Consider the following 22324-nt stretch of genomic DNA (forward strand, 5'->3'; position numbering starts at 1 on the left):
GAGCACCCATGGCAGGGAACAGTTTTGGCCAACTCTTTCGGGTCACCACCTTTGGCGAGAGCCACGGCCTGGCGCTGGGCGCCGTGGTCGACGGCTGCCCCCCGGGGCTGGAGATAAGCGAAGCGGATCTGCAGGGAGATCTGGACCGGCGCAAACCCGGCACCTCCCGCTACACCACCCAGCGCCGCGAGGCGGACGAGGTGAAGATCCTCTCCGGGGTGTTCGAGGGCAGGACCACGGGCACCTCCATCGGGCTCTTGATCGAGAACACCGATCAGCGCTCCAAGGACTACTCCGAGATCAAGGACCTGTTCCGCCCCGGCCACGCCGACTACACCTATCACCAGAAGTACGGCCAGCGTGACTACCGTGGCGGCGGCCGCTCCTCCGCGCGGGAAACCGCCATGCGGGTGGCGGCGGGGGCCATTGCCAAGAAGTACCTCAAGCAGGTGCACGGCATCGAGATCATCGGCTTCCTCTCCCAGCTCGGCCCCATCAAGGCGGAAGGCTTCGACGAGACCCAGATCGAACAGAACCCCTTCTTCTTCCCCGATGCGGGCAAGCTGGAGGCACTCGATGAATACATGCGTGCCCTGAAGAAAGAGGGCAACAGCGTGGGGGCCAAGGTCTCCGTGGTGGCGCGCAACGTGCCGGTGGGGCTGGGCGAACCCGTGTTCGATCGCCTCGACGCCGACATCGCCCACGCCATGATGGGCATCAATGCGGTGAAGGGGGTGGAGATCGGCGATGGTTTCGGGGTGGTGGAGCAGAAGGGCTCCGAGCACCGGGACGAGATGACGCCGACCGGCTTTGCCAGCAACCATGCGGGCGGCATCCTGGGCGGTATCTCCTCCGGCCAGGATATCGTGGTGAGCATGGCCCTCAAGCCCACCTCCAGCATCACGGTGCCGGGCAAGACCATCACCACCAGCGGTGAGGCCACCGAGATGATCACCAAGGGACGTCACGACCCCTGCGTCGGCATCCGTGCCGTGCCCATCGCCGAGGCCATGCTGGCCCTGGTGCTGATGGATCACCTGCTGCGTCACCGCGCCCAGAACCAGGGCGTGCATACCCAGACCCCGCAGCTGCGCTGATCGCGCAACTGCCAGGGTGAGTGATCACCAGAGACGACAAGGCGACCCCCGGGGTCGCCTTTTTTATGGTTTCTTGCCTCCGGCCTGTGGGTCAGATGGCCGGGACCGTGGAAGGCTGGCTTGCGTCCAGGCGGCAATGGGGCGTGGCCAGGGCGGGATCTGGCGAGGGGAGAGCGGCGATGGCGGCATCGATGCGGGCGAGGGCGCCCTCGCTCACGGTCTCTTTTGCGAACATCAGGCTGACCGGTTGCTGATGCAGCAGCACCTGACACTGCACGAAGCCGTTTGCACCGAGCTGGGTCAAGCGGTGGCGGGCATGCTGCCACTCCATGATGACCCCGTCGAGGCGCCGCGCCAGCAAGAGCGTGAGCAGCCGATCGTCCGAATTGTATTCGACCGCCTGCCCAAGAGCGGGGCACTGCGCGCTCACAGGCAGGGGGCGGGTGCCCCGCAGCTTGCCAAGGCGCAGCCCCGTCAGGCCACAGAGATCCGACAGCTGGGTTATCCCCAGCCAGCGATCGCCACCAGCCTGGGGGGCGCCCTGGCTCAGCAACACGAAGCTGGCGCGCCGGTAGGGGGCCGAGAAGCGGGCAAACTGCTCCCGCTCCGGTGTCTTCAGGGCGCCCATGGCCACATCCAGCTGCTGGTGCTTCATGAGATGCAGGGCCCGGGCCCAGGGGAGGTTGCGAAACACGGGGTGAAAGCCCGCGTCATGGAGGATCTGGCGGGTCAGGGTCACGTCCAGTCCACCCAGGGTACCGTCGGCGTCGATCTCGCTGAAGGGGGGCCAGTGGCTCCAGGCTACCGACATCGTCTCCCTGGCGCCGAGCGGCAGGCTCAGGAGTAGCGGCAAGGCGAGGGCCAGGGTGCGCCGGATAACGGCGGGGGTGAACATCCTTCTCAAGCAGAACCTCCTGTTCCATGTGTTGCGCCGCCCCCTCCCTCTTGCGCAGGGGCCCAGAGCCATACGGCTGCATTTTCGCCATTCTGCCGCGCCCTGACCGGCTTTTCCACCCGTGCTGGGAGGTCCATCACATTTTCCTCGTGTAAGTGCGCCAACTCCGTTAGACTGCGCCTCTATTCTTTCCCCTTTGCTCTGCTCCCCGGGGAAATCGTGTTTTCTCCATAGGCCCGGATCCTGTGAGATGGCATCGGCTCGGCAGAGGAGCCCCACCACAATCCCCGGCGCCGCTATCCCTAGCAGGTAACTATGAGTTTTACTTCCCTCGGTCTGGCCGAACCCTTGTTGCGTGCCGTTGCCGAGCAAGGCTACGACACCCCGTCTCCCATCCAGCAACAAGCAATTCCGGCCGTCCTGGCAGGCCGTGACCTGATGGCCGCCGCCCAGACCGGGACCGGCAAGACCGCAGGCTTCACCCTGCCGATGCTCCAGCGCCTCACCGAGAGCAAACGCAAGGTCTCCCCGAACCGTATCCGTGCCCTGGTGCTGACCCCGACCCGCGAGCTGGCCGCCCAGGTGGGCGAGAGCGTGCGCAACTACGGCAAGCACCTGCCGATCCGCAGCCACGTGGTCTTCGGTGGCGTGAGCATCAACCCCCAGATGATGGCGACCCGCCGTGGTCTGGACGTGCTGGTAGCCTGCCCGGGCCGCCTGATGGACCTTTACAACCAGAACGCCGTCAAGTTTGACGAAGTCGAGATCCTGGTGCTGGACGAAGCGGATCGCATGCTCGACATGGGCTTTATCCGCGACATCCGCCGCATCCTGGCCTTGCTGCCGAAGAAGCGTCAGAACCTGCTCTTCTCCGCCACCTTCGCCGACGAAATTCGCGAGCTGGCCACCGGCCTCCTGGACAACCCGGCGGTGATCGAGGTGACCCCGCGCAACAGCACCGCCGAGCGCATCGAGCAGCTGGTGCACCCGTGCGACAAGGCCAACAAGATCGCCCTGCTGAGCCACCTCATCTCCAGCAACGACTGGCAGCAGGTGCTGGTCTTTACCCGCACCAAGCACATTGCCAACCGGGTTGCCGAGAAGCTTGAGAAAGACGGCATCAGCGCCGCCGCCATCCACGGCAACAAGAGCCAGGGGGCCCGTACCCGCGCCCTGTCCGGCTTCAAGGATGGCAGTGTGCGCGTCATGGTGGCGACCGACATCGCCGCCCGCGGCCTCGACATCGACAAGCTGCCCCAGGTGGTGAACTTCGAGCTGCCAAACGTGGCGGAAGATTACGTGCACCGTATCGGTCGTACCGGCCGTGCCGGCGCCGCCGGTCACGCCATCTCCCTGGTGGCGGCGGACGAGGGCAAGCTCATCAAGGCTATCGAGCGCCTGACCAAGCAGAGCATCCCCTGCGAGCAGGTGGCGGGCTTCGAAGCCTCCCGCGAGACGCTGGACAACATCGCCCGTGGCATCGGCGCACCCCTGCGCAAAGAGCCCCGCGATCCGAGCGAGCAGCGCCGTGCGCCGCGCCCGCAGGGTCAGGGCCAGCGCCAGGGTGCCGGTCGCTCCGGCAATGGCGCGGGTGGTAACGGTGGTGGCAATCGCGGCGGCAACGGCGGCAAGCCCAAGCCCCAGGGCGGTCAACGCCCGGAAGGCGGCGCCGGCAAGCCGGCCCAGGCCCGTCGTCCGCGTCGTGCCAGCCACAACCAGTAAGCGCCTCGGGAGCCTCTCCTGCGCTGAAAGATTGAATGAAAAGCCCCGCCAATCTGGCGGGGCTTTTTGCATCCGGAGGAGGTTATTCCCCGTATAGCCTTATCTGCAGTACGTTGGCGATGGCGCTGCCGTTCCAGTGGTATTCCAGATGCTGTGTCTGGTGGATTTTGGTGATGAGGCGGGGGCGGTAGAGCACGTAACAGTCGTGGCCGCTGTGGCGCACCGAGCGGTAGTGGATGCCGTCCGCCCCGCCGCGCTTCTGCTCTTGGGCAAAGGCCTGGGAGTGGCCGTAGTCGGTGGCGTGATAGAGGGGGGAGGCGAGGTAATTCTCCCCCCGTATGTCGATGAGATTGGCACAAAACTCGGTGTGGAGCACCCGCATCTGCAGCTTCTGGGCCGGCTCACTGGTGTAGCCGAAGATGCGCTCCTGGTGATAGACGGTCTCTTTCACCGCGGTATCGAGCAGGGGGGCGCAGTAGTAGCCACCAAAATCCCCCGTGGTGAAGCGGGCCCCCTCGGGATTGAGGTGGGTGAAGGCGGCCATCACATAGCTGCCGCCGGCCAGCCCCACCAGCCAATCCTCTTTCGGTACGCGCGCCAGCTCCCCGGCCTCTTCCCGCAGGCGATCGTTGGTCAGGGCCTCGACGGCCCAGACCGCCTCCAGCTCATCCGCGTTGGCCACGTCTTCATAGAGGCAGATGGGAGGATAGCGGCTCGGGATGATGCGAAAGGCCTGTTGATCCTGCAGCTCGCTCGATGGTGGTATCGCGGACATCAGGCCATGCCTCCGCGCCAGGCGTGCAACCGGGTCGCCACCTCATAGAGATCGGCGACCCGCCCCCCCTGCATGACATCCATGGCGCTGCGCCCGGCGAAGAAGGGGTGGCTGTTGGGCTTGCGTACCCAGCCGTAGATGCTCTCATCGACGCTGAACAGCACCCGCAGGCTCTTGTGGATGTTGAGGATGTAGCTCATCCGTTCCTGCAGATCGGCGCTGAGACGGATACCACCGCTCGCCTCCTTGTACTTGTTCAATGTCGAACGGGAGGAGATGCCGAGCAGGGTCAGCTGTTCATCCGTGCTGCACCGCCATTTATCCAGAATGCGAAACACCACCGGCAGCGCCTTGCTGGGATCGACGGCGCTCTCGCGTTGGGGAGTCTGTGCTATTGCGACCATGATGCCTCCTTAACCTGAGTGCCGGCGCGGGCACGGATACGGCTTGTCGTCTGGCTATGAGTTTAGGGGAGTGACGCACGCTTGTACATATTCGTACAAAATGACATGTGTATGTTCATATGTGATGGTGTTGATTTCTACCTTATCCAAAGGAGCCCGAAGAGGGGGTCAAGAAAGAGAGGGTCAACAAAAAGCCCCGCCAATAAGGCGGGGCTTTGCTTTTCCATCCAGGGCCGGACGTCGGCCGTCAGAGCGCGGGCAGGAAGCCCAGGCTTACGCTGACCTGCACCCCGACGATCAGCACCCCCATGGCACCGGCGAGACCCAGGGCCAGCACGCCGCCCGGGACCCGGTAGTGGTGGGGCTCGGCCTGCTTGCGGCTCTGCCAGACCAGGGCCACCGGCAGCAGCACCGCCAGCACCGCGAGCGCGATGGCGGCGTAACCCAGCGCCATGATGAAACCCTGAGGGAAGTAGAGGGCAAACAGCAGGGGCGGCACGAAGGTGATGAGGCCGGTCTGGGTGCGGCCCTGCCAGTTGTCCTTGCGACGGGTCACCTTGGCCATGAAGTCGAACAGCCCCAGCGTCACCCCGAGGAAGGAGGTGGCGAGCGCAAGATCAGCAAAGAGGTGCATCGCCTGGTTGAAGGCGGGCCAGCTGACCAGGCTGCCGACGTTGGCCAGCAGGCTGTCCAGGGCGCCACCGGTCTGGATGAGGGATGCTTGACCGAGCAGCCCGAGGATCGCCACTTGCCACAGCACGTAGAGGATGAGCGGCAGAGCGGAGCCCCACACGAAGACGCGGCGCAGCTGCTTGGGACAGTCGCCCAGGTAGAGCATCACGCTCGGAATGGAGCCGTGGAAGCCAAACGAAGTGAAGATCACCGGCAGGCCCGCCAGCAGCAGGCCCTGACCGAGCGGCATGGAGAGCAGGTGCTCCCCCTGGGCACGGGGCAGCAGCAGGGCAAGCACGGCCACCATGATCACCAGTTTCACGGTGAACATCAGGCGGTTGAGGTAATCCACCTGCCTGGTGCCGACGCAGACCATGCCGCCAAACAGCAGGGTAAAGGCCCAGGCAGCCTGCTCCTGACTCAGGGGCAGACCCGCGTCTGCCAGTGCCTGGGCCAGCAGGCTGCTGCCACCGCTGATGTAGGCGGAGGCCAGCGCGTAGAACAGCATCAGGATGCAGAAGGAGGCGATGCCCTTGCCCCAGGGGCCGAGCAGGTGATCAGCCAGCTGGTGCAGGTACCACTTGCCGGTGCTGAGGCTGGCTTCCACCTGCAGCATGGCGGTGAAGGCCATCAGGGCCCAGAGGCCGATCATCAGCATGAGGGTGGCGGGGCCGCCGAGCGACGAAGAGGCCAGCGGCAGGGCCAGCATGCCGGCGCCTATGGTGGTGCCGGCAATCAACAGGGTACAACCCAGGGTCTTGGTGTTCATGTTATCCATCCGAATCTAAAAACAACGTCATGAGGGGGGGCAGGGTGCCAGGTGTCGGGGTGCCTCCGGGGGAAGACCGGAGGCTAGCAATATCGGAGTGGAGACATCGTTACGAACAGCCGCAGGTTGTAAAACAGGGTTGCCACGTTAGCCGATTAAAATATCGAAAACAAGCGAGATTGAGCGAAGGTTCTACTGTGGAAGGCGCCTGGGTGGAAATAAATGATGACAGCTTCCTGGGGCGGATGGCGTAAAAATGCGCAAAGGCGACCGGGGTCGCCTTCGGCAGGTCCATTTCGCGTCAGCGGCGGCGTTTCAGGGTGCGGCTCACATAGTGCAGGCCGGCGCGGTAGGTGCCGTTGATGGCATCCAGGGCCAGGGTGAGTGCCTGGCCGGCGAGGGCATCGTGCTGCTGGGGCAGGGAGTTGATGCCAAAGGGGAGGAAGTCGAGCAGGCGATCGTCCCCGAAGGTGGCCATGGCGATCCGGCTCATGTCGCTCTCCTGCTCCAGCAGGTAGTCGAGCACCCCCTCCATCAGGATGTAGGAGGTGGCCACCAGGGCCTCGGGCAACTGGCCGAGTTGCTGGTGCAGCGTCTTGATCAGGCGATACCCCTCGGCGCGGGAGAACTGCTCCCCCTCGCAGACGTGGGGCGTCAGGGGGCTGGCATGGCTGGCGAGGGCCTGCTGGAAACCGGCGAGGCGCTCACAGCTGATCGTGAGGGTGGGCAGGGCGGTGATCAGGGCCACATGGCGCAGGGGGGAGCCGAGCAGGGAGGCGGTGAGATCGAAGCTCGCCTTCTGGTTTTCGCTCGCCACGGTGACGAAGTGATCGGCGCTCATGGCCCGGTCGATGGCGAGGATCTGCACTCCGCGAGTCTGCTGCTCCAGATAGAAGGGATCCGAGGGGGGCAGGCAGCTCGCCACCAGCAGGGCATCCACATGGCGGCTGACCAGCATGCGGGCCAGCTCTTTCTCGGTCTCGGGTTCGTCCTCCGAACAGACGATCAGCAGCTGGTAGCCCTGGGGGCGGGCCCCCTGTTCGAGCCGCTTGGCGAGCTTGGCGTAGCTGGCGTTCTCGAGGTCGGGCAGGATGAAGCCCAGCGTCTTGGTCTGGCCGCCCCGCAGGGAAGCGGCGCGGCTGTCAGGCTGGTAGTTGTGGGCATGGACCACGGCCATTACCTTGTCACGGGTGGTCTGGCTGATGCGGTATTGATCGGCCTTGCCGTTGATCACATAGCTGGCCGTGGTGCGCGAGACGCCGGCCAGTGCGGCGATTTCATCCAGTTTCATCATATTGGCTCTGTTTGAGTTGCTAGGCCCGCGCCGGTTCCTGGTTGGGGGCACCGAAAAGTGTGCGCGGGATCATATCATTGAAAAGCACTCTTAGCGGGATCTTGAACAATTGGCTGAAACGATTCAGTCTGAGTCTAAGTGAAACGATTCAGCTTGTCAGCAGGCGATGAGGACGGGAGGCGGGAAATGCGCCCCGGCTCACCAAAGGGGAGATCCCCGTCTATTGTCAGCAGGCAAGTTACCCGAAAACCACGTTGAGTTGAGCCGGCTCGCCCCGAGGCGCCGCCGGACCTGATGGAGAATCTCTATGTTGAAGTTGGCGCGACAGCAAATCCTGCTGGGACAATCGGTGACGACCAAGGCGGACGCCATCGCCCTCCTGGCCGGCAAACTGACCGAAGCCGGTCTGGTGGAGGCGGGCTACGTGGACGGCATGCTGGCACGAGAAGCCCAGCACGCCACCTACCTGGGCAGCGGCATCGCCATTCCCCACGGCACCACGGATACCCGCCATCTGGTGAAGAGCACCGGCGTCATGGTGGCCCAGTTCCCTCACGGCATCGAGTGGGATGACGGGCAGACGGCCTATGTGGCCATCGGCATCGCTGCCAAGTCCGACGAGCACCTGGGGATCCTGCGCCAGCTCACCCACGTGCTGGGTGATGAGCAGGCGGCGGCCCGCCTCAAGGAGGCCACCGACGAAGAGACCATCATCGACATCCTGACCGGCGCCAGCGCGGCAAAAGAGGTCCAGTTCCTGACCCTGGCCGATTTCCCGGCCGACGATCAGGACCAGCTGCTGCTGGGGGCTGCGGCCCGCGCCAAATCCGCAGGATGGGGAGACGCTGCCATGGTGAGCGCCCTGCTGGCCAGTGCTCCCGTCCATCTGGGGGAGGGGATCTGGCTGGCCCGCGCCCAGGCCGCCCAGACCGGCTGGGTGCTGGCGACCCCGAGTGCGGTGCTGACTGCAGGTGATCAGCCTGTCAGCGCACTGCTGCTGCTGTGCGCCGCAGATAGCGGCCATCTGGCGCAGCTCGACAACCTGGCCCGTCTCGCCGCCGCAGGCCAGCTCGGGGCCCTGGCGGGCAGCGATGGCCTCGCCATGCTGCAATCCGGCCCGGCGAGCGGTCTGTCCGATACCTTCACCATCATCAACCCCCATGGCCTGCATGCCCGCCCGGGCGCCATGCTGGTCAAGGTGGCCAAGGAGTATGAGTCCGACATTCGCGTGGCGAACCTCGACGGCAGCGGCGAAGCCGTCTCCGCCAAGAGCCTGATGAAGGTCATCGGCCTCGGCGTCAAATGCGGTCATCGTCTCGCGTTTCGTGCCGAAGGGCCGGATGCCGAAGCCGCTCTCAAGGGGCTGGGTGAGGCCATCGCCGCCGGCCTGGGCGAGGGGGCACACTGATGGACATCGTCACCATCACCCTGAACCCGGCGCTCGATCTCACCACCCGCCTGGAGGCCATGCACCCTGGCGAGGTGAACCTGGTGAGCGAGGCGAATCTGCGCGCCGCCGGCAAGGGGATCAACGTCGCCATGGTCCTGAAAGATCTCGGCCGTGACGTGGGCCTGACCGGCTGGCTTGGCGCCGAGAACCAGCAGAGCTTTGTCTCCCTGTTCGAGGATCGAGCCCTTGCCGATCACTTCGTGCGCGTCGCGGGCAGCACCCGCATCAACGTCAAGATCTCCGAGCAATCCGGCCGGGTGACCGATCTCAATCTGCCGGGGCTCACCGTGCACGAAGCCGAGGTGAGCGCGCTGGAGGCGGAGCTGGAGCGGCTGGCACCCAAGGCCGACTGGTTCGTGCTGGCGGGCAGTCTGCCCAAGGGCGTGGCGCCGGCCTACTGCGCCCATCTCATCGCGCTGCTCAAGGCCTGGGGCAAGCAGGTGATCTTCGACTGCAGCGGCGCGGCCCTCACCGAAGGGCTCAAAGCGGCGCCGACCCTGGTCAAACCGAATCTGGAGGAGCTTGAGCAGTGGGCCGGGCGCCCCATCCGGACCCTGGAGGAGCAGGCGGAGTGCGCCCGTGCGCTGCAGGCCAGCGGGATTCCCCACGTGGTGATCTCCAACGGCGCCGACGGGCTCCTCTGGTTCGGGCCGGAGGCCACCTGGCAGGCCATTCCGCCGCGCATGGAGGTGGTCAGCACTGTCGGTGCCGGCGACTCCCTGGTGGCCGGACTGGCCCATGGCCTCAGCCTCGGCTGGAGCGCAGAGCAGACCCTGCGTCTGGCCACCGCCGTCTCGGCCCTGGCGGTGAGCCAGGTAGCGGTCGGTTTTAGCGATATCAAGGTGCTGGATCCCTTGCTCGAGCAGGTGCGCCTGACTCGCCTGGATGCGGCACAACGTCAACCCCATTCCCATTCAATGGATAACTCAGGAGATGCCCAATGAAAGCAATTCTGGTTACGGCTTGCCCGGCGGGCATTGCCACCAGCTTTCTCGCTGCAAAACGGATAGAACAGCAGGCCAAACTGGCGGGCTGGGAACTCATCCTCGATGTTGACTCCAGCGTGCAGCCACGTCAGGCGCCAAGCAAGGAGCAGATTGCCGCCGCCGACCTGGTGCTGGTCGTGGCCAGCGCCCCGGTGGATCTGGCCGCCTATGACGGCAAGTCGCTCTATCGGGGTGACATGGACCTGGCGCTGCAAGATCCGGCCGCCCTGCTGGAGGCCGCGAGCAGCGGTGCCAGCGTCTATCGCCATCAGGCCGCGCCTGCCGTGGCCAAGGCTGCCGCCGGTGCCAAGCGTATCGTCGCGGTGACCGCCTGTCCGACCGGGGTGGCCCACACCTTCATGTCCGCGGAAGCGCTGGAAACCATGGCCAAGCAGCTGGGCCATCAGATCCGCGTCGAGACCCAGGGCTCGGTCGGTGCCCAGAACGCCCTGACGGCGGACGAGATTGCATCCGCCGATCTGGTGTTCCTCGCCACCGACATCGAGGTGGACATGGCGCGCTTCGACGGCAAGCCTGTCTATCGCACCAGCACAGGGGCTGCCCTCAAGAAGACTCGCGCCGAGCTCGACAAGGCCTGGACCGAGGCCAAGACCTATCGCCACAGCGGCGCTGCCTCCCCCAAGAAAGAGGAGAAGGCGGGCCCCTACAAGCACCTGCTGACCGGCGTCTCCTTCATGCTGCCCATGGTGGTGGCGGGCGGCCTTATCATCGCCCTGTCATTCGTGTTTGGGATTGAGGCGTTCAAGGAGGAGGGGACCCTCGCGGCGGCGCTGATGAAGATCGGCGGCGGCTCCGCCTTCGCCCTGATGATCCCTGTGCTGGCGGGCTACATCGCCTACTCCATCGCCGACCGTCCGGGTCTCGCTCCCGGCATGATCGCCGGTATGCTGGCAAGCTCACTGGGCGCCGGTTTCCTCGGTGGCATCGTCGGTGGCTTCCTCGCCGGTTACAGTGCCAAGTACCTGAGCGACAAGGTGCGCCTGCCGGTGACCCTGGAAGCGCTCAAGCCCATCCTCATCATCCCGCTCTTTGCCAGCCTGTTTACCGGCCTGGTGATGATCTACGTGGTGGGCGGCCCGGTGGCCGGCATCATGAACGCCATGACCGAGTTCCTCAACAACATGGGCTCCGCCAACGCCGTGCTGCTGGGTGTCATCATCGGCGCCATGATGTGCTTCGACATGGGCGGCCCGGTCAACAAGGCGGCCTACGCCTTCGGGGTCGGCCTGCTCGCCTCCAAGACCTATGCCCCCATGGCTGCCGTGATGGCCGCCGGCATGGTACCGGCACTGGGGATGGGCATCGCCACCTTCCTGGCCAGCAAGAAGTTCATCAAGGCGGAGCAGGAAGCGGGCAAGGCCTCCTTCGTACTGGGTCTGTGCTTCATCTCCGAGGGGGCCATCCCGTTTGCCGCCAAGGATCCCATGCGGGTCATCCCGGCCTGCATGGTGGGCGGTGCCCTGACCGGTGCCCTCTCCATGCTGTTTGGCTGCGAGCTGGTGGCGCCCCACGGCGGCCTGTTCGTGCTCTTCATCCCGAATGCCATCAGCAACGTCATGATGTACATCCTGGCGATCGCGGCGGGGTCGCTCCTGACCGGGGTCTCCTATGCCATGCTCAAGCGCGGCGAGGAGCAGGCCAGGCTGGCGACGGCCTGAGCCGGATGTGGGTAAATGAAAAAGGCGGCCTGCGGGCCGCCTTTCTTATGGTTGGCAAAAAGGGGGAAAGCGTCAGAAATCCAGATCGGGCTGCGCCGGGGCCTCGGGCGGTTCACCTTCCCTGGCTTTGCGCCGCGCCGCCTCGACCCTGGCCTTGCGATTGCGGCACAGGCGCAGCACCTCCTGCTGCTGGACAGGGGTCATCTTCTGCCAGTAGAAACGCTCTTCCCGGCTGCGCAGGCACCCCTTGCAATACCCCTTGTTGTTCATCTCGCAAACCCCGACGCAGGGGCTCTCGAGCGGGAAGAATTCGAGCTGTTCCATCCATGACCTCTCACACCTTGTCACCTTGTTATAACCCAGAAGATCCCTGCAGGAAAAATCCGTCGTGTGAGGGTGGAAGGCGTTTGCTTTCCCATGGCAATTTTGGCATCTTCCCCGCCGTGCAAGACACAAGGTGTTATATGAGGACATATGAATAGACATGCGTACTGGTTGGCCGCCGCCGTGGTGGGGTTGGCCGGTTGTGCGGGCAGCCCTGAACCGGTCAAGGCGCCCCAGAAAAAGGCGGATTCCAGATGCTTTCTGAACTGTGAGGTCCCGGAAAACCTGGGCAAGCAGTATCTGGATGGTGCCCTGCCAGGGGATCTGGTGCGGGTGGAGCGGGTCAACAGCCGCGCGCGCGCAGATTACAGCAAGTTCGGCCCCCAGAGCCGGCTGGTGCTGGAGCGATCCGGCCGCATGGCGAGCCGCTATGGGGAGCTCTATCGTCAGCTCTCCCGCTGGGTGGCCAATGGCGGCGATCCCGCCCAGATCACCCGCTACGGCGTCAGCCTGGCCCAGCTCGGCGGCGCCGATCGCATGGGCAACGTGCTCTTCACCGGCTACTACTCGCCGGTGCTGGAGGTGCGTCACCGCCCGGATGCCGAGTACAAGTACCCCATCTACGCCATGCCCAACTGTGGCGGGCGCTGCCCGAGCCGGGCCCAGATCCACAGAGGTGCGCTGGCCAACCGCGGGCTGGAGCTGGGCTACAGCCGCTCCCTCATCGACAACTTCCTGATGGACGTGCAGGGCTCGGGCTTCGTCCACTACGGCGATGACGACCGGCTGCAATACCTCGGCTACAGCGGCAAGAACGGTCACGGCTACGTGAGCATCGGCCGGGTGCTCATCGACCGCGGCGAGGTGCCCAAGGAGCAGATGTCCATGAAGGCCATCAAGGAGTGGGCGAGCCGCCAGCCGGAGGAGAGCGTGAAGGAGCTGGTGGAGCAGAACCCCTCCTATGTCTTCTTCGAACGCCGTCCCACCAACGACGTGGTCGGGGCCGCCGGCATTCCGCTGCTGCCCATGGCGGCGGTGGCGGCCGACAAGACCCTGCTGCCCATGGGTACTCCCATCCTCGCGGAAGTGCCTCTGCTCGACAAGGCGGGCAACTGGACCGGCAGGCACCAGCTGCGCCTGCTGATCGCGCTCGATGTGGGCGGCGCGGTGAAGAAGGGACACCTGGATCTTTACCACGGCATGGGGGAGAGGGCTGGTGTGGAAGCGGGGCACTACAAGCACTTCGGCCGTGTCTGGAAGCTGGGCCTGCACCACGGGCCGACAGCCGCTCCCTGGTTGTAATTCTCTGAGGGGAAGGGCGTCTGCAAGAGGGCGCCCTGAACGAAGAGATAGAGGCAAAAAAGCCGCCGGATTGCTCCGGCGGCTTTTTGTTTGCTGTGCAGATTCCGGGGGACGGGGCCGTCAGCCCTTCCGGATATCCAGTTTGATGGCACCGACCGGCTGGCAACAGCAGGGCAGGCACTCCCCCTGGGAGACAAAGGCGAGCGGGACGGCTGCATAGTGCACCTTGCCTGCCAGCAGCGGCGTGCGGCAGGCGCCGCAGTAGCCGCTGCGACACTGGAACTCGACCCTGTGGCCGTGGCGCTCCAGGGTTTCCAGCACGCTCTCGCCGGGATGGGCGTGCAGCACCCCGTCCCGGGTATGGACCCGGGGCGTTGCGGCCTCGTGCTCGGCGTCTCTCAGAGACGGGGCGGGGGGCAGGGTGCCGATGGCCTCACTCACGGCAAGACCTCACCAAGAAACGGCATGAAGGTTGCCGTCAGTCCGGGCGCGTGCAATCACAGCTCGAAGTCACCCAGATCGTCGGCGTGCACTTCGCTGTCGATCTGGCCGACCAGGTAGGAACTCACTTCCACTTCCTGAGGCGCTACCTGCACGTTGTCGGAGGAGAGCCAGGTGTTGATCCAGGGGATGGGGTTCTGCTTGGTGCCGGCAAAGGCCGGCTGCAGGCCCACCGCCGCCATGCGCAGGTTGGTGATGTACTCCACGTACTGGCAGAGGATGTCCTTGTTCAGGCCGATCATGGAGCCGTCCTGGAACAGGTACTCGGCCCACTCCTTCTCCTGCAGGGCCGCTTCCTTGAACAGCTCGAAGCAGGCCTGCTCGCACTCGACAGCGATCTCCGCCATGTCGGGATCGTCGTTGCCGCTGCGCATCAGGTTCAGCATATGCTGCGTCCCCGTCAGGTGCAGGGCCTCGTCGCGGGCGATCATCTTGATGATCTTGGCGTTGCCCTCCATCAGCTCGCGCTCGGCGAAGGCGAAGGAGCAGGCGAAGCTCACGTAGAAGCGGATCGCCTCCAGGGCGTTGACGCTCATCAGGCAGAGATAGAGCTTCTTCTTGAGCTCGCGCAGGCTGATGGTCACCTCGCGATCCCCGATCCGGTGGGTCCCCTCACCGTGCAGGTGATAGACGGAGGTCGCCTCGATGAGATCGTCGTAGAAGTGGCTGATGGAGCCGGCGCGCTTCAGGATCTGCTCGTTGGTCACGATGTCGTCGAACACCTGGCCCGGGTTGTTGACGATGTTGCGGATGATGTGGGTGTAGGAGCGAGAGTGAATGGTCTCGGAGAAGGCCCAGGTCTCGATCCAGGTCTCCAGCTCCGGGATGGAGACCAGCGGCAGCAGCGCCACGTTGGGGCTGCGGCCCTGGATGGAGTCCAGCAGGGTCTGGTACTTCAGGTTGGAGATGAAGATGTGCTGCTCGTGGGGGGGCAGGGCCTGGAAGTCGATGCGGTCGTGGGAGACGTCCACCTCTTCCGGGCGCCAGAAGAAGGAGAGCTGCTTCTCGATCAGCCGCTCGAAGATATCGTGCTTTTGCTGATCATAACGGGCCACGTTGACCGATTGGCCGAAGAACATCGGCTCCTTGAGCTGATCGTTTTGGGTCTGGCAGAAAGTTGAGTAGGCCATGGTTCGACTGTCGTGAAATGGGGGAAACAGGAAGGCGGGAGCTTCATGCTCCCGCCCGGTTCATCAGATGGCTCGGCGGTTAGATCTTGCAAGCCCCGCCGGCACACCCGTCATCCTGCAGATCGGTCTGGGTGTCGTCTGCACCGTCACGGGTGTTGTGGTAGTAGAGGGTCTTGAGGCCGTACTTGTAGGCGGTCAGCAAGTCCTTGAGCAGCTGCTTCATCGGCACCTTGTTGCCTTCGAAGCGGGCCGGATCATAGTTGGTGTTGGCGGAGATCGCCTGATCCACGAACTTCTGCATGATGCCGACCAGCTGCAGGTAACCGTCGACGCTCGGCTGTTTCCACAGCAGCTCGTACTGATCCTTCAGGCGATGGTACTCGGGCACCACCTGCTTGAGGATGCCGTCCTTGGAGGCCTTGACGGAGACCAGGCCGCGGGGCGGCTCGATGCCGTTGGTGGCGTTGGAGATCTGGCTAGAGGTCTCGCTCGGCATCAGGGCGGTCAGGGTGGAGTTGCGCAGACCCACGGTGCGGATCTCCTCGCGCAGGCTTTCCCAGTCCAGGTGCAGCGGCTCGTTGCACAGGCCATCCAGATCCTTCTTGTAGGTATCGATGGGCAGGATACCCTGGGCATAGGTGGTCTCGTTGAACGCCGGGCAGGGGCCGAATTCGCGGGCCAGCTGTACGGAGGCCTTCAGCAGGTAGTACTGGATCGCCTCGAAGGTGCGGTGGGTCAGCGCCAGACCGGAACCGTCGGAGTAGCGGGCACCGTTCTTCGCCAGGTAGTAGGCGTAGTTGATGACGCCGATCCCCAGGGTACGGCGGTTCATGCTGCCCTTCATGGCGGCCTTGAGCGGGTAGTCCTGATAGTCGAGCAGGGCGTCCAGGGCGCGAACGGCGAGATCCGCCATCTCTTCCAGGTCTTCCAGCTTCTCGATGGCGCCCAGGTTGAAGGCAGAGAGCGTACAGAGCGCGATCTCGCCATCTTCGTCGTCCACGTTGTTCAGCGGCTTGGTGGGCAGCGCGATCTCGAGGCAGAGGTTGGACTGGCGTACCGGCGCCACGCTCGGATCGAACGGGCTGTGGGTGTTGCAGTGATCCACGTTCTGGATGTAGATGCGACCGGTACCGGCACGCTCCTGCATCATCAGGGAGAAGAGATCCACCGCCTTCAGAGTCTTCTTGCGGATGCTCGGATCCTGCTCGTACTTGACGTAGAGCGCTTCGAACTTGTCCTGATCCGCGAAGAAGGCGTCATAGAGGCCAGGTGCGTCGGACGGGGAAAACAAGGTGATGTCGCCGCCCTTGATGAGGCGCTGGTACATCAGCTTGTTGATCTGCACGCCGTAGTCCATGTGACGGACCCGGTTCTCTTCCACGCCGCGGTTGTTCTTCAGCACCAGCAGGCTTTCCACTTCGGTGTGCCACAGGGGGTAGAAGAGGGTGGCCGCACCGCCGCGCACGCCGCCCTGGGAGCAGCACTTCACGGCAGTCTGGAAGTACTTGTAGAAGGGGATGCAGCCGGTGTGGAAGGCTTCGCCGCCACGGATGGGGCTGCCCAGGCCACGGATGCGACCTGCGTTGATGCCGATGCCGGCGCGCTGGGAGACGTAACGTACGATGGCGCTGGCGGTCGCGTTGATGGAGTCCAGGCTGTCGTCGCACTCGATCAGCACGCAGGAGCTGAACTGGCGAGTCGGGGTGCGCACGCCGCTCATGATCGGGGTCGGCAGGGAGATCTTGAAGGTCGAGACCGCATCATAGAAGCGCTTGATGTAGTCCAGACGGGTATCTTTCGGATACTTGGAGAAGAGGCAGGCTGCCACCAGGATGTAGAGGAACTGCGGGCTCTCGTAAATTTCGCCAGTGACGCGGTTCTGGACCAGGTACTTGCCTTCCAGCTGCTTGACGGCGGCGTAGGAGAAGTCCATGTCGCGCCAGTGATCGAGGTAACCGTTCAGCTCCTCGAACTCGGCCTGGGTGTAGTCTTCCAGCAGGTGCTTGTCGTACTTGCCCATGTCCACCAGTTTGGCGACGTGCTGGTAGAGGTGGGGCGGCTCGAACTGGCCGTAGGCCTTCTTGCGCAGGTGGAAGATGGCCAGACGGGCGGCCATGTACTGGTAGTCCGGGCTCTGTTCGGAGATGAGGTCAGCAGCAGCCTTGATGATGGTCTCGTGGATGTCGGCGGTACGGATGCCGTCATAGAACTGGATGTGGGACTTGAGCTCCACCTGGGAGACCGACACGTTGTCGAGCTTCTCGGCGGCCCAGTCGAGCACGCGGTGGATCTTGTCCAGATCGATGGGTTCTTTGTGTCCGTTACGCTTCGTCACAAACAAGTTCATTGGCTGATGACCCCTTTCATTGATACCTGGCGGTATCGGTGGATTCCCGAAAAACCATCGCGCGACGCTCCCGACGGGCCAATCCAGGCGACGGGGTGGGGGCGTACAGCGCGATGAATCACAAGATATAGTGTTATTTTGAATGCGAACTACAAGATAGTGAGGTCGTCACGGCATTGCAATCTGTGGATAACGCATTAGCTGTGGATAAATTGTGGGTGTCGGGAGCCGAGTTAGTGGACGCTCACAGCGAACGGGTTTTCATGCGTCCGATCCGGTAAATGCAAGTCCGGCGATCGAAGATGGAAAATTAAAATAACTTTTTTTGCTTGCGAAAGCAGGGTGTTTTTACTAGCAAATCCGGCCTGCTCATCCCTTGTGCAGACAGGGTCAAAAGGTGTCCTGTTATGCCGTTCGGGGGGTTGCCAAGCCCGCAAAAAGAGGGAACGTCCGACATCCCTCTGGCGCGCTGCGGGGCGACTCCCGCGCCATGGCGGATGTGCATCCGACCATGGGCGGACTGTCAAAGTTGCCCCGCAGATCCATCTCTACTATTGAGGCCTTGTAGACCGGACAATGGGCTCAGGTCAGCTCGTAGCGCAGCCAGTGGTGCAGGGCCTGCACGGTATCGAACTGCAGATCCGCACCCCAGTCGGCGGGATCCTCATTGTCATTCAGATAACCCCAGCCTGCGACGGCGGTGCGCATCCCCGCATTGCGACCCGCCTCGATGTCGCGTACGTGATCCCCCACATAGAGGCAGTGCGCCGCGTCCACTCCGAGCCGCTCGCAGGCAAAGTACATGGGGGCGGGGTCGGGCTTGCGCACCGGCAGGGTGTCGGCGCTGACCGCCACGCCGCAGCTGGCGAGCTCGGGCAGGGCGGCCAGGAGCGGCTCGGTGAGAAAGCCCGGCTTGTTGGTGACGATGCCCCAGGGCAGTTGCCGCTCGTCGAGCCACTCGATGAGATCCACCATGCCTTCATAGGGGCGGGTGCCGACGCAGAGGTTGGCCGCGTAGTAGTCCAGCAGGGCGGTGCGAAGGCGCGTGGCCCCGAGCTCCTCCAGCAGCTCCTCCCCAAGGCCGGCCCTGAGCAGCCCGAGGGCCCCGTGGGAGGTGGTCTGGCGGATGATGTCGTCGGACAGCGGGGCAAAGCCTTCGCTTACCAGCACGTGGTTGACGGCGGCGCCGAGATCCGGCGCGGTGTCGAGCAGAGTGCCGTCCAGATCAAACAGGACGCAGCGAAGGGGCATCGGGTGGGGGACGCTCATCAGCCTTGCTCCGGGCGCTCGAAGGCGACCATGTAGTTGACGTCGACGTTGCGACCGAGTTTGAAGCTGTTGGAGAGCGGCGCATAGTGCACGCCGCTCATGTCGCGCACCAGCAGGCCCGCCGCCTCGCCCATGCGACAGAGTTCGGCCGGGGTGATGAACTTCTTGTGATCGTGGGTGCCCTTGGGGACCATCTTCAGCAGGTACTCGGCCCCGAGGATCATCATCAGATAGGCTTTGGGATTGCGGTTGATGGTGGAGACGAACACCTTGCCCCCCGGCCGTACCAGGGTTGCGATGGCGCGCAGCACCGAGGCCGGGTCCGGCACGTGCTCCAGCATCTCCATGCAGGTGACGACGTCATACTGGCCCGGGGCTTCGTCTGCGTGGGCTTCGGCGGTGATCTGGCGATACTCGAGCTCCACCCCTGCTTCCAGTGCGTGCAGACGGGCGACGCCGAGGGGCTCCTTGCCCATGTCGATGCCGGTGACGCGGGCTCCCCGGCGGGCCATGCTCTCGGAGAGGATGCCGCCGCCGCAGCCGATGTCGAGCACGCGCTTGCCAAACAGGCCGCCGCTCTTGTCGGTGATCCAGTCAAGGCGCACCGGGTTGATTTGATGCAGCGGCTTGAATTCGCCCTCCATGTCCCACCAGCGGGAGGCGATGGCTTCAAATTTGGCGATTTCTGTCAGATCGACATTGGCATCACTATTCATGTTTTGATGATCCTGTGGCAAGGCGCGCAGCGGGCTGGGCGCGCGCAATCTATTGTCCTGGCGCGCATTATAACGGACCGACCTCGTCGCACCAGCCCGATGTGCTCATCGGATTTGTGGCTTAATGTATTTGGCTCAGTGTGTTACCATGTCGCGCTGTTTAAGCCAAAGAACAACTAATTAGGGATTAAGGCTTTCTATGAGCGATCTGGCCAGAGAGATCACGCCGGTCAACATCGAAGAAGAGCTCAAGAGTTCCTATCTGGATTACGCCATGAGCGTGATCGTAGGACGAGCTCTGCCGGATGTGCGTGATGGCTTGAAACCGGTTCACCGCCGCGTTCTGTATGCAATGAACGAGCTGGGGAACGACTGGAACAAGCCCTATAAAAAATCGGCCCGTGTGGTCGGTGACGTAATCGGTAAATATCACCCGCATGGCGACAGCGCCGTGTATGACACCATCGTCCGTATGGCGCAGGATTTCTCCATGCGCTACATGCTGGTCGACGGTCAGGGCAACTTCGGTTCGGTGGACGGCGACAACGCCGCGGCCATGCGTTACACCGAAGTGCGGATGGCGCGCATCTCCCACGAGCTGCTGGCCGATCTGGACAAAGAGACCGTGGACTGGGTGCCGAACTACGACGGCACCGAGATGATCCCGGCTGTCATGCCCACCAAGGTCCCCACCCTGCTGGTCAACGGCTCCTCCGGTATCGCGGTGGGCATGGCGACCAACATCCCGCCTCACAACCTCACCGAGATTGTCAACGGCTGTCTGGCGCTGATCGAAAACGGCGACCTCACCATTGACGAGCTGATGACCCATGTCACCGGCCCGGATTTCCCCACCGGCGGCATCATCAACGGTCGTTCCGGCATCGTGCAGGCGTACCGTACCGGTCGCGGCTCCATCTATGTGCGCGCCAAGGCCGAGGTGGAAGTGGACGAGAAGAGCGGTCGCGAGACCATCATCGTCCACGAGATCCCCTATCAGGTGAACAAGGCTCGTCTGATCGAGAAGATCGCCGAGCTGGTCAAAGAGAAGAAGATCGAGGGCATCAGCGCCCTGCGCGATGAGTCCGACAAGGACGGCATGCGCATCGTCATCGAGATCAAGCGCGGCGAGTCCGGCGAGATTGTGCTGAACAATCTCTACAAGCACACCCAGATGCAGACCACGTTCGGCATCAACATGGTGGCGCTGGACAACAACCAGCCCAAGGTGATGAACCTTAAAGAGATCCTGGATGCCTTCCTGCTGCACCGCCGCGAAGTGGTGACCCGCCGGACCGTGTTCGAACTGCGCAAGGCGCGGGATCGGGCGCACATCCTGGAAGGGTTGGCGGTGGCTCTGGCCAACATCGATCCCATCATCGAGCTCATTCGCCACAGTGCGACCCCGGCGGATGCGAAAGCCGCCCTGGTGGCCAAGGGTTGGGAACTCGGCAACGTGGCCGCCATGCTGGAAAAAGCGGGCGACGACGCGGCTCGCCCCGAGTGGCTGGAGCCGGAGTTCGGCATTCGCGACGGCCAGTACTTCCTGACCGAGATCCAGGCTCAGGCCATCCTTGACCTGCGTCTGCACAAGCTGACCGGCCTCGAGCACGAGAAGATCCTGGAAGAGTATCAATCTCTGCTGGATCTCATCGCCGAGCTGCTGCACATCCTGGCGAGCCCGGAACGCCTGATGGAAGTGATCCGCGATGAACTGCTGGCCGTGCGCGAGCAGTACGGCGACGAGCGTCGCACCGAGATCAGCATGTCCAGTGCCGAGATCAACATCGAAGATCTGATCACCCCGGAAGACGTGGTCGTGACCCTGTCTCACCAGGGCTATGTGAAGTATCAGCCGCTCTCCGACTACGAGGCCCAGCGCCGCGGTGGTCGTGGCAAGTCGGCCACCCGGATCAAGGAAGAGGACTTTGTGGAGCGTCTGCTGGTGGCCAACACCCACGACACCATTCTGTGCTTCTCCACCCGTGGCAAGGTCTACTGGCTCAAGGTGTATCAGCTGCCGGAGGCGTCCCGTGGCGCCCGCGGTCGTCCGATCATCAACCTGTTGCCGCTGGAAGAGGGTGAGCGCATCACCGCCATCCTGCCGGTGAAAGAGTATGACGCCGAGAAGTACGTCTTCTTCGCCACCGCCAACGGCACTGTGAAGAAGACCAGCCTGTCCGACTTCAGCCGTCCGCTCTCCTCCGGTATTCGCGCCATCAACCTCAAAGAGGGTGATGAGCTGATCGGGGTGGACATCACCGATGGCAGCAACGAGATCATGCTCTTCTCCGACGCGGGCAAGGTTGTTCGCTTCGCGGAAGGCAGCGGTCGCGCTGATGCCGATGCCACTGACGAGGTCGAAACCGACGACGACGCCGGCAACGACGATGATGGCAGCGACAACGGCGAAGGCAGCGAGAGCAAGGGCACCTTCAAGGGCGTGCGACCCATGGGCCGTACCGCTGCCGGTGTGCGCGGCATCAAGCTGGGCGCCGGTGACAAGGTAGTCTCCCTTATCGTGCCGCGCGGCGAAGGGGCTATCCTCACCGCCACCGAGAACGGCTACGGCAAGCGCACTGCGCTGGACGAATACCCGACCAAGAGCCGTGGTACCCAGGGCGTTATCTCCATCAAGGTGGATGAACGCAACGGCAAGGTGATCGATGCGATCCAGGTCGAGGATACCGACCAGATCATGCTGATCACCAATGGCGGTACCCTGGTGCGTACCCGTGTTGCCGAGGTGAGCGTCATCGGTCGTAACACAGGCGGTGTACGTCTGATCCGTACCGGTGAAGACGAAACCGTGGTCGGCTTGCAGCGCGTTGCCGAGAGCGACGAAGAGGAAACCGAGGCCCTGGCCGTCGAGGGGGAGGTGTCTGAAGGCACCGACACCGCCGCAGACACCGGTGCCGTCGATGAAGGGGAGGCGGGCGACGAGTAATCGTTCCCCCTTTAACCGATAAAAAGAGCGACCTTCAGGTCGCTC

General features: G+C 63.7%; 18 protein-coding genes. 7 read left to right on the forward strand and 11 right to left on the reverse strand.

Annotated features, from left to right (window positions below; translation table 11 throughout):
- Positions 1-8 precede the first annotated feature (8 nt).
- The gene (aroC, locus tag BN1136_RS04160; protein WP_043760300.1) at positions 9-1097 is read left to right on the forward strand and encodes a chorismate synthase; all 1089 of its coding nucleotides are present in this window, start codon (positions 9-11) and stop codon (positions 1095-1097) included.
- A 91-nt stretch (positions 1098-1188) separates the two neighbouring features.
- Here aroC and BN1136_RS04165 read toward each other — a convergent pair whose 3' ends face one another.
- Complete coding sequence (locus BN1136_RS04165) at positions 1189-2001, reverse strand: substrate-binding periplasmic protein (RefSeq protein WP_407921443.1); 813 nt, start codon at positions 1999-2001, stop codon at positions 1189-1191.
- 306 nt (positions 2002-2307) lie between these two features.
- On the opposite strand from BN1136_RS04165, the gene BN1136_RS04170 reads away from it, so the two are divergent.
- Positions 2308-3714: a DEAD/DEAH box helicase gene (locus BN1136_RS04170; RefSeq protein WP_043760304.1), complete on the forward strand. Its 1407-nt coding sequence runs from the start codon at positions 2308-2310 to the stop codon at positions 3712-3714.
- 82 nt (positions 3715-3796) lie between these two features.
- Here BN1136_RS04170 and BN1136_RS04175 read toward each other — a convergent pair whose 3' ends face one another.
- The 4 genes from BN1136_RS04175 to cra all read right to left on the reverse strand — a co-directional run bounded on the left by BN1136_RS04175 (position 3797) and on the right by cra (position 7628).
- Complete coding sequence (locus tag BN1136_RS04175) at positions 3797-4489, reverse strand: RES family NAD+ phosphorylase (protein WP_043760306.1); 693 nt, start codon at positions 4487-4489, stop codon at positions 3797-3799.
- A complete protein-coding gene (locus BN1136_RS04180; protein WP_043760308.1) occupies positions 4489-4893 on the reverse strand; it encodes an MbcA/ParS/Xre antitoxin family protein in 405 nt (134 codons plus the stop codon). The genes BN1136_RS04175 and BN1136_RS04180 overlap by 1 nt, the downstream gene beginning before the upstream one ends.
- 247 nt (positions 4894-5140) lie before the next feature.
- Positions 5141-6334 (reverse strand): aromatic amino acid transport family protein, encoded by a 1194-nt coding sequence (locus BN1136_RS04185; protein ID WP_043808091.1) that lies wholly within the window; start codon positions 6332-6334, stop codon positions 5141-5143.
- 301 nt (positions 6335-6635) lie between these two features.
- Positions 6636-7628: a catabolite repressor/activator gene (gene cra / locus BN1136_RS04190; RefSeq protein ID WP_167332227.1), complete on the reverse strand. Its 993-nt coding sequence runs from the start codon at positions 7626-7628 to the stop codon at positions 6636-6638.
- A 307-nt stretch (positions 7629-7935) separates the two neighbouring features.
- On the opposite strand from cra, the gene fruB reads away from it, so the two are divergent.
- The 3 genes from fruB to fruA are packed head-to-tail and all read left to right on the forward strand — an operon-like array spanning position 7936 to position 11743.
- Positions 7936-9036 carry a fused PTS fructose transporter subunit IIA/HPr protein gene (fruB, locus tag BN1136_RS04195; RefSeq protein ID WP_043760310.1) on the forward strand — a complete coding sequence of 367 codons (1101 nt, stop codon included), beginning with the start codon at positions 7936-7938 and terminating at the stop codon, positions 9034-9036.
- Complete coding sequence (pfkB, locus tag BN1136_RS04200) at positions 9036-10022, forward strand: 1-phosphofructokinase (protein ID WP_043760312.1); 987 nt, start codon at positions 9036-9038, stop codon at positions 10020-10022. The genes fruB and pfkB overlap by 1 nt, the downstream gene beginning before the upstream one ends.
- Positions 10019-11743: a PTS fructose transporter subunit IIBC gene (fruA, locus tag BN1136_RS04205; protein ID WP_043760314.1), complete on the forward strand. Its 1725-nt coding sequence runs from the start codon at positions 10019-10021 to the stop codon at positions 11741-11743. The genes pfkB and fruA overlap by 4 nt, the downstream gene beginning before the upstream one ends.
- A 72-nt stretch (positions 11744-11815) precedes the next feature.
- Here the strand turns inward: fruA and BN1136_RS04210 are convergent, their stop codons facing one another.
- A complete protein-coding gene (locus tag BN1136_RS04210; RefSeq protein ID WP_043760316.1) occupies positions 11816-12067 on the reverse strand; it encodes a DUF1289 domain-containing protein in 252 nt (83 codons plus the stop codon).
- Between the two features lie 150 nt (positions 12068-12217).
- Between BN1136_RS04210 and mltA the strand changes: the two genes are divergently transcribed.
- Positions 12218-13369 (forward strand): murein transglycosylase A, encoded by a 1152-nt coding sequence (mltA, locus tag BN1136_RS04215; RefSeq protein ID WP_043760318.1) that lies wholly within the window; start codon positions 12218-12220, stop codon positions 13367-13369.
- A 120-nt stretch (positions 13370-13489) separates the two neighbouring features.
- Here the strand turns inward: mltA and yfaE are convergent, their stop codons facing one another.
- From yfaE to ubiG, 5 genes are all read right to left on the reverse strand, one after another.
- Entirely contained in the window at positions 13490-13810 is a 321-nt protein-coding gene (gene yfaE / locus BN1136_RS04220; RefSeq protein WP_043760319.1) for a class I ribonucleotide reductase maintenance protein YfaE, read from the reverse strand.
- A gap of 56 nt (positions 13811-13866) precedes the next feature.
- Positions 13867-15000 carry a class Ia ribonucleoside-diphosphate reductase subunit beta gene (gene nrdB / locus BN1136_RS04225; protein ID WP_010674816.1) on the reverse strand — a complete coding sequence of 378 codons (1134 nt, stop codon included), beginning with the start codon at positions 14998-15000 and terminating at the stop codon, positions 13867-13869.
- A 79-nt stretch (positions 15001-15079) separates the two neighbouring features.
- The gene (nrdA, locus tag BN1136_RS04230; protein WP_043760322.1) at positions 15080-17347 is read right to left on the reverse strand and encodes a class 1a ribonucleoside-diphosphate reductase subunit alpha; all 2268 of its coding nucleotides are present in this window, start codon (positions 17345-17347) and stop codon (positions 15080-15082) included.
- Between the two features lie 582 nt (positions 17348-17929).
- Positions 17930-18616 carry an HAD-IA family hydrolase gene (locus BN1136_RS04235; protein ID WP_043808094.1) on the reverse strand — a complete coding sequence of 229 codons (687 nt, stop codon included), beginning with the start codon at positions 18614-18616 and terminating at the stop codon, positions 17930-17932.
- A complete protein-coding gene (gene ubiG / locus BN1136_RS04240; protein WP_043760324.1) occupies positions 18616-19332 on the reverse strand; it encodes a bifunctional 2-polyprenyl-6-hydroxyphenol methylase/3-demethylubiquinol 3-O-methyltransferase UbiG in 717 nt (238 codons plus the stop codon). The genes BN1136_RS04235 and ubiG overlap by 1 nt, the downstream gene beginning before the upstream one ends.
- 199 nt (positions 19333-19531) lie before the next feature.
- Between ubiG and gyrA the strand changes: the two genes are divergently transcribed.
- Complete coding sequence (gene gyrA, locus BN1136_RS04245) at positions 19532-22279, forward strand: DNA topoisomerase (ATP-hydrolyzing) subunit A (RefSeq protein ID WP_043760327.1); 2748 nt, start codon at positions 19532-19534, stop codon at positions 22277-22279.
- Positions 22280-22324: the final 45 nt, after the last annotated feature.

Origin of the sequence: Aeromonas taiwanensis (assembly GCF_000820165.1) — a bacterium.
GTDB classification, from domain to species: Bacteria; Pseudomonadota; Gammaproteobacteria; order Enterobacterales; family Aeromonadaceae; genus Aeromonas; species Aeromonas taiwanensis.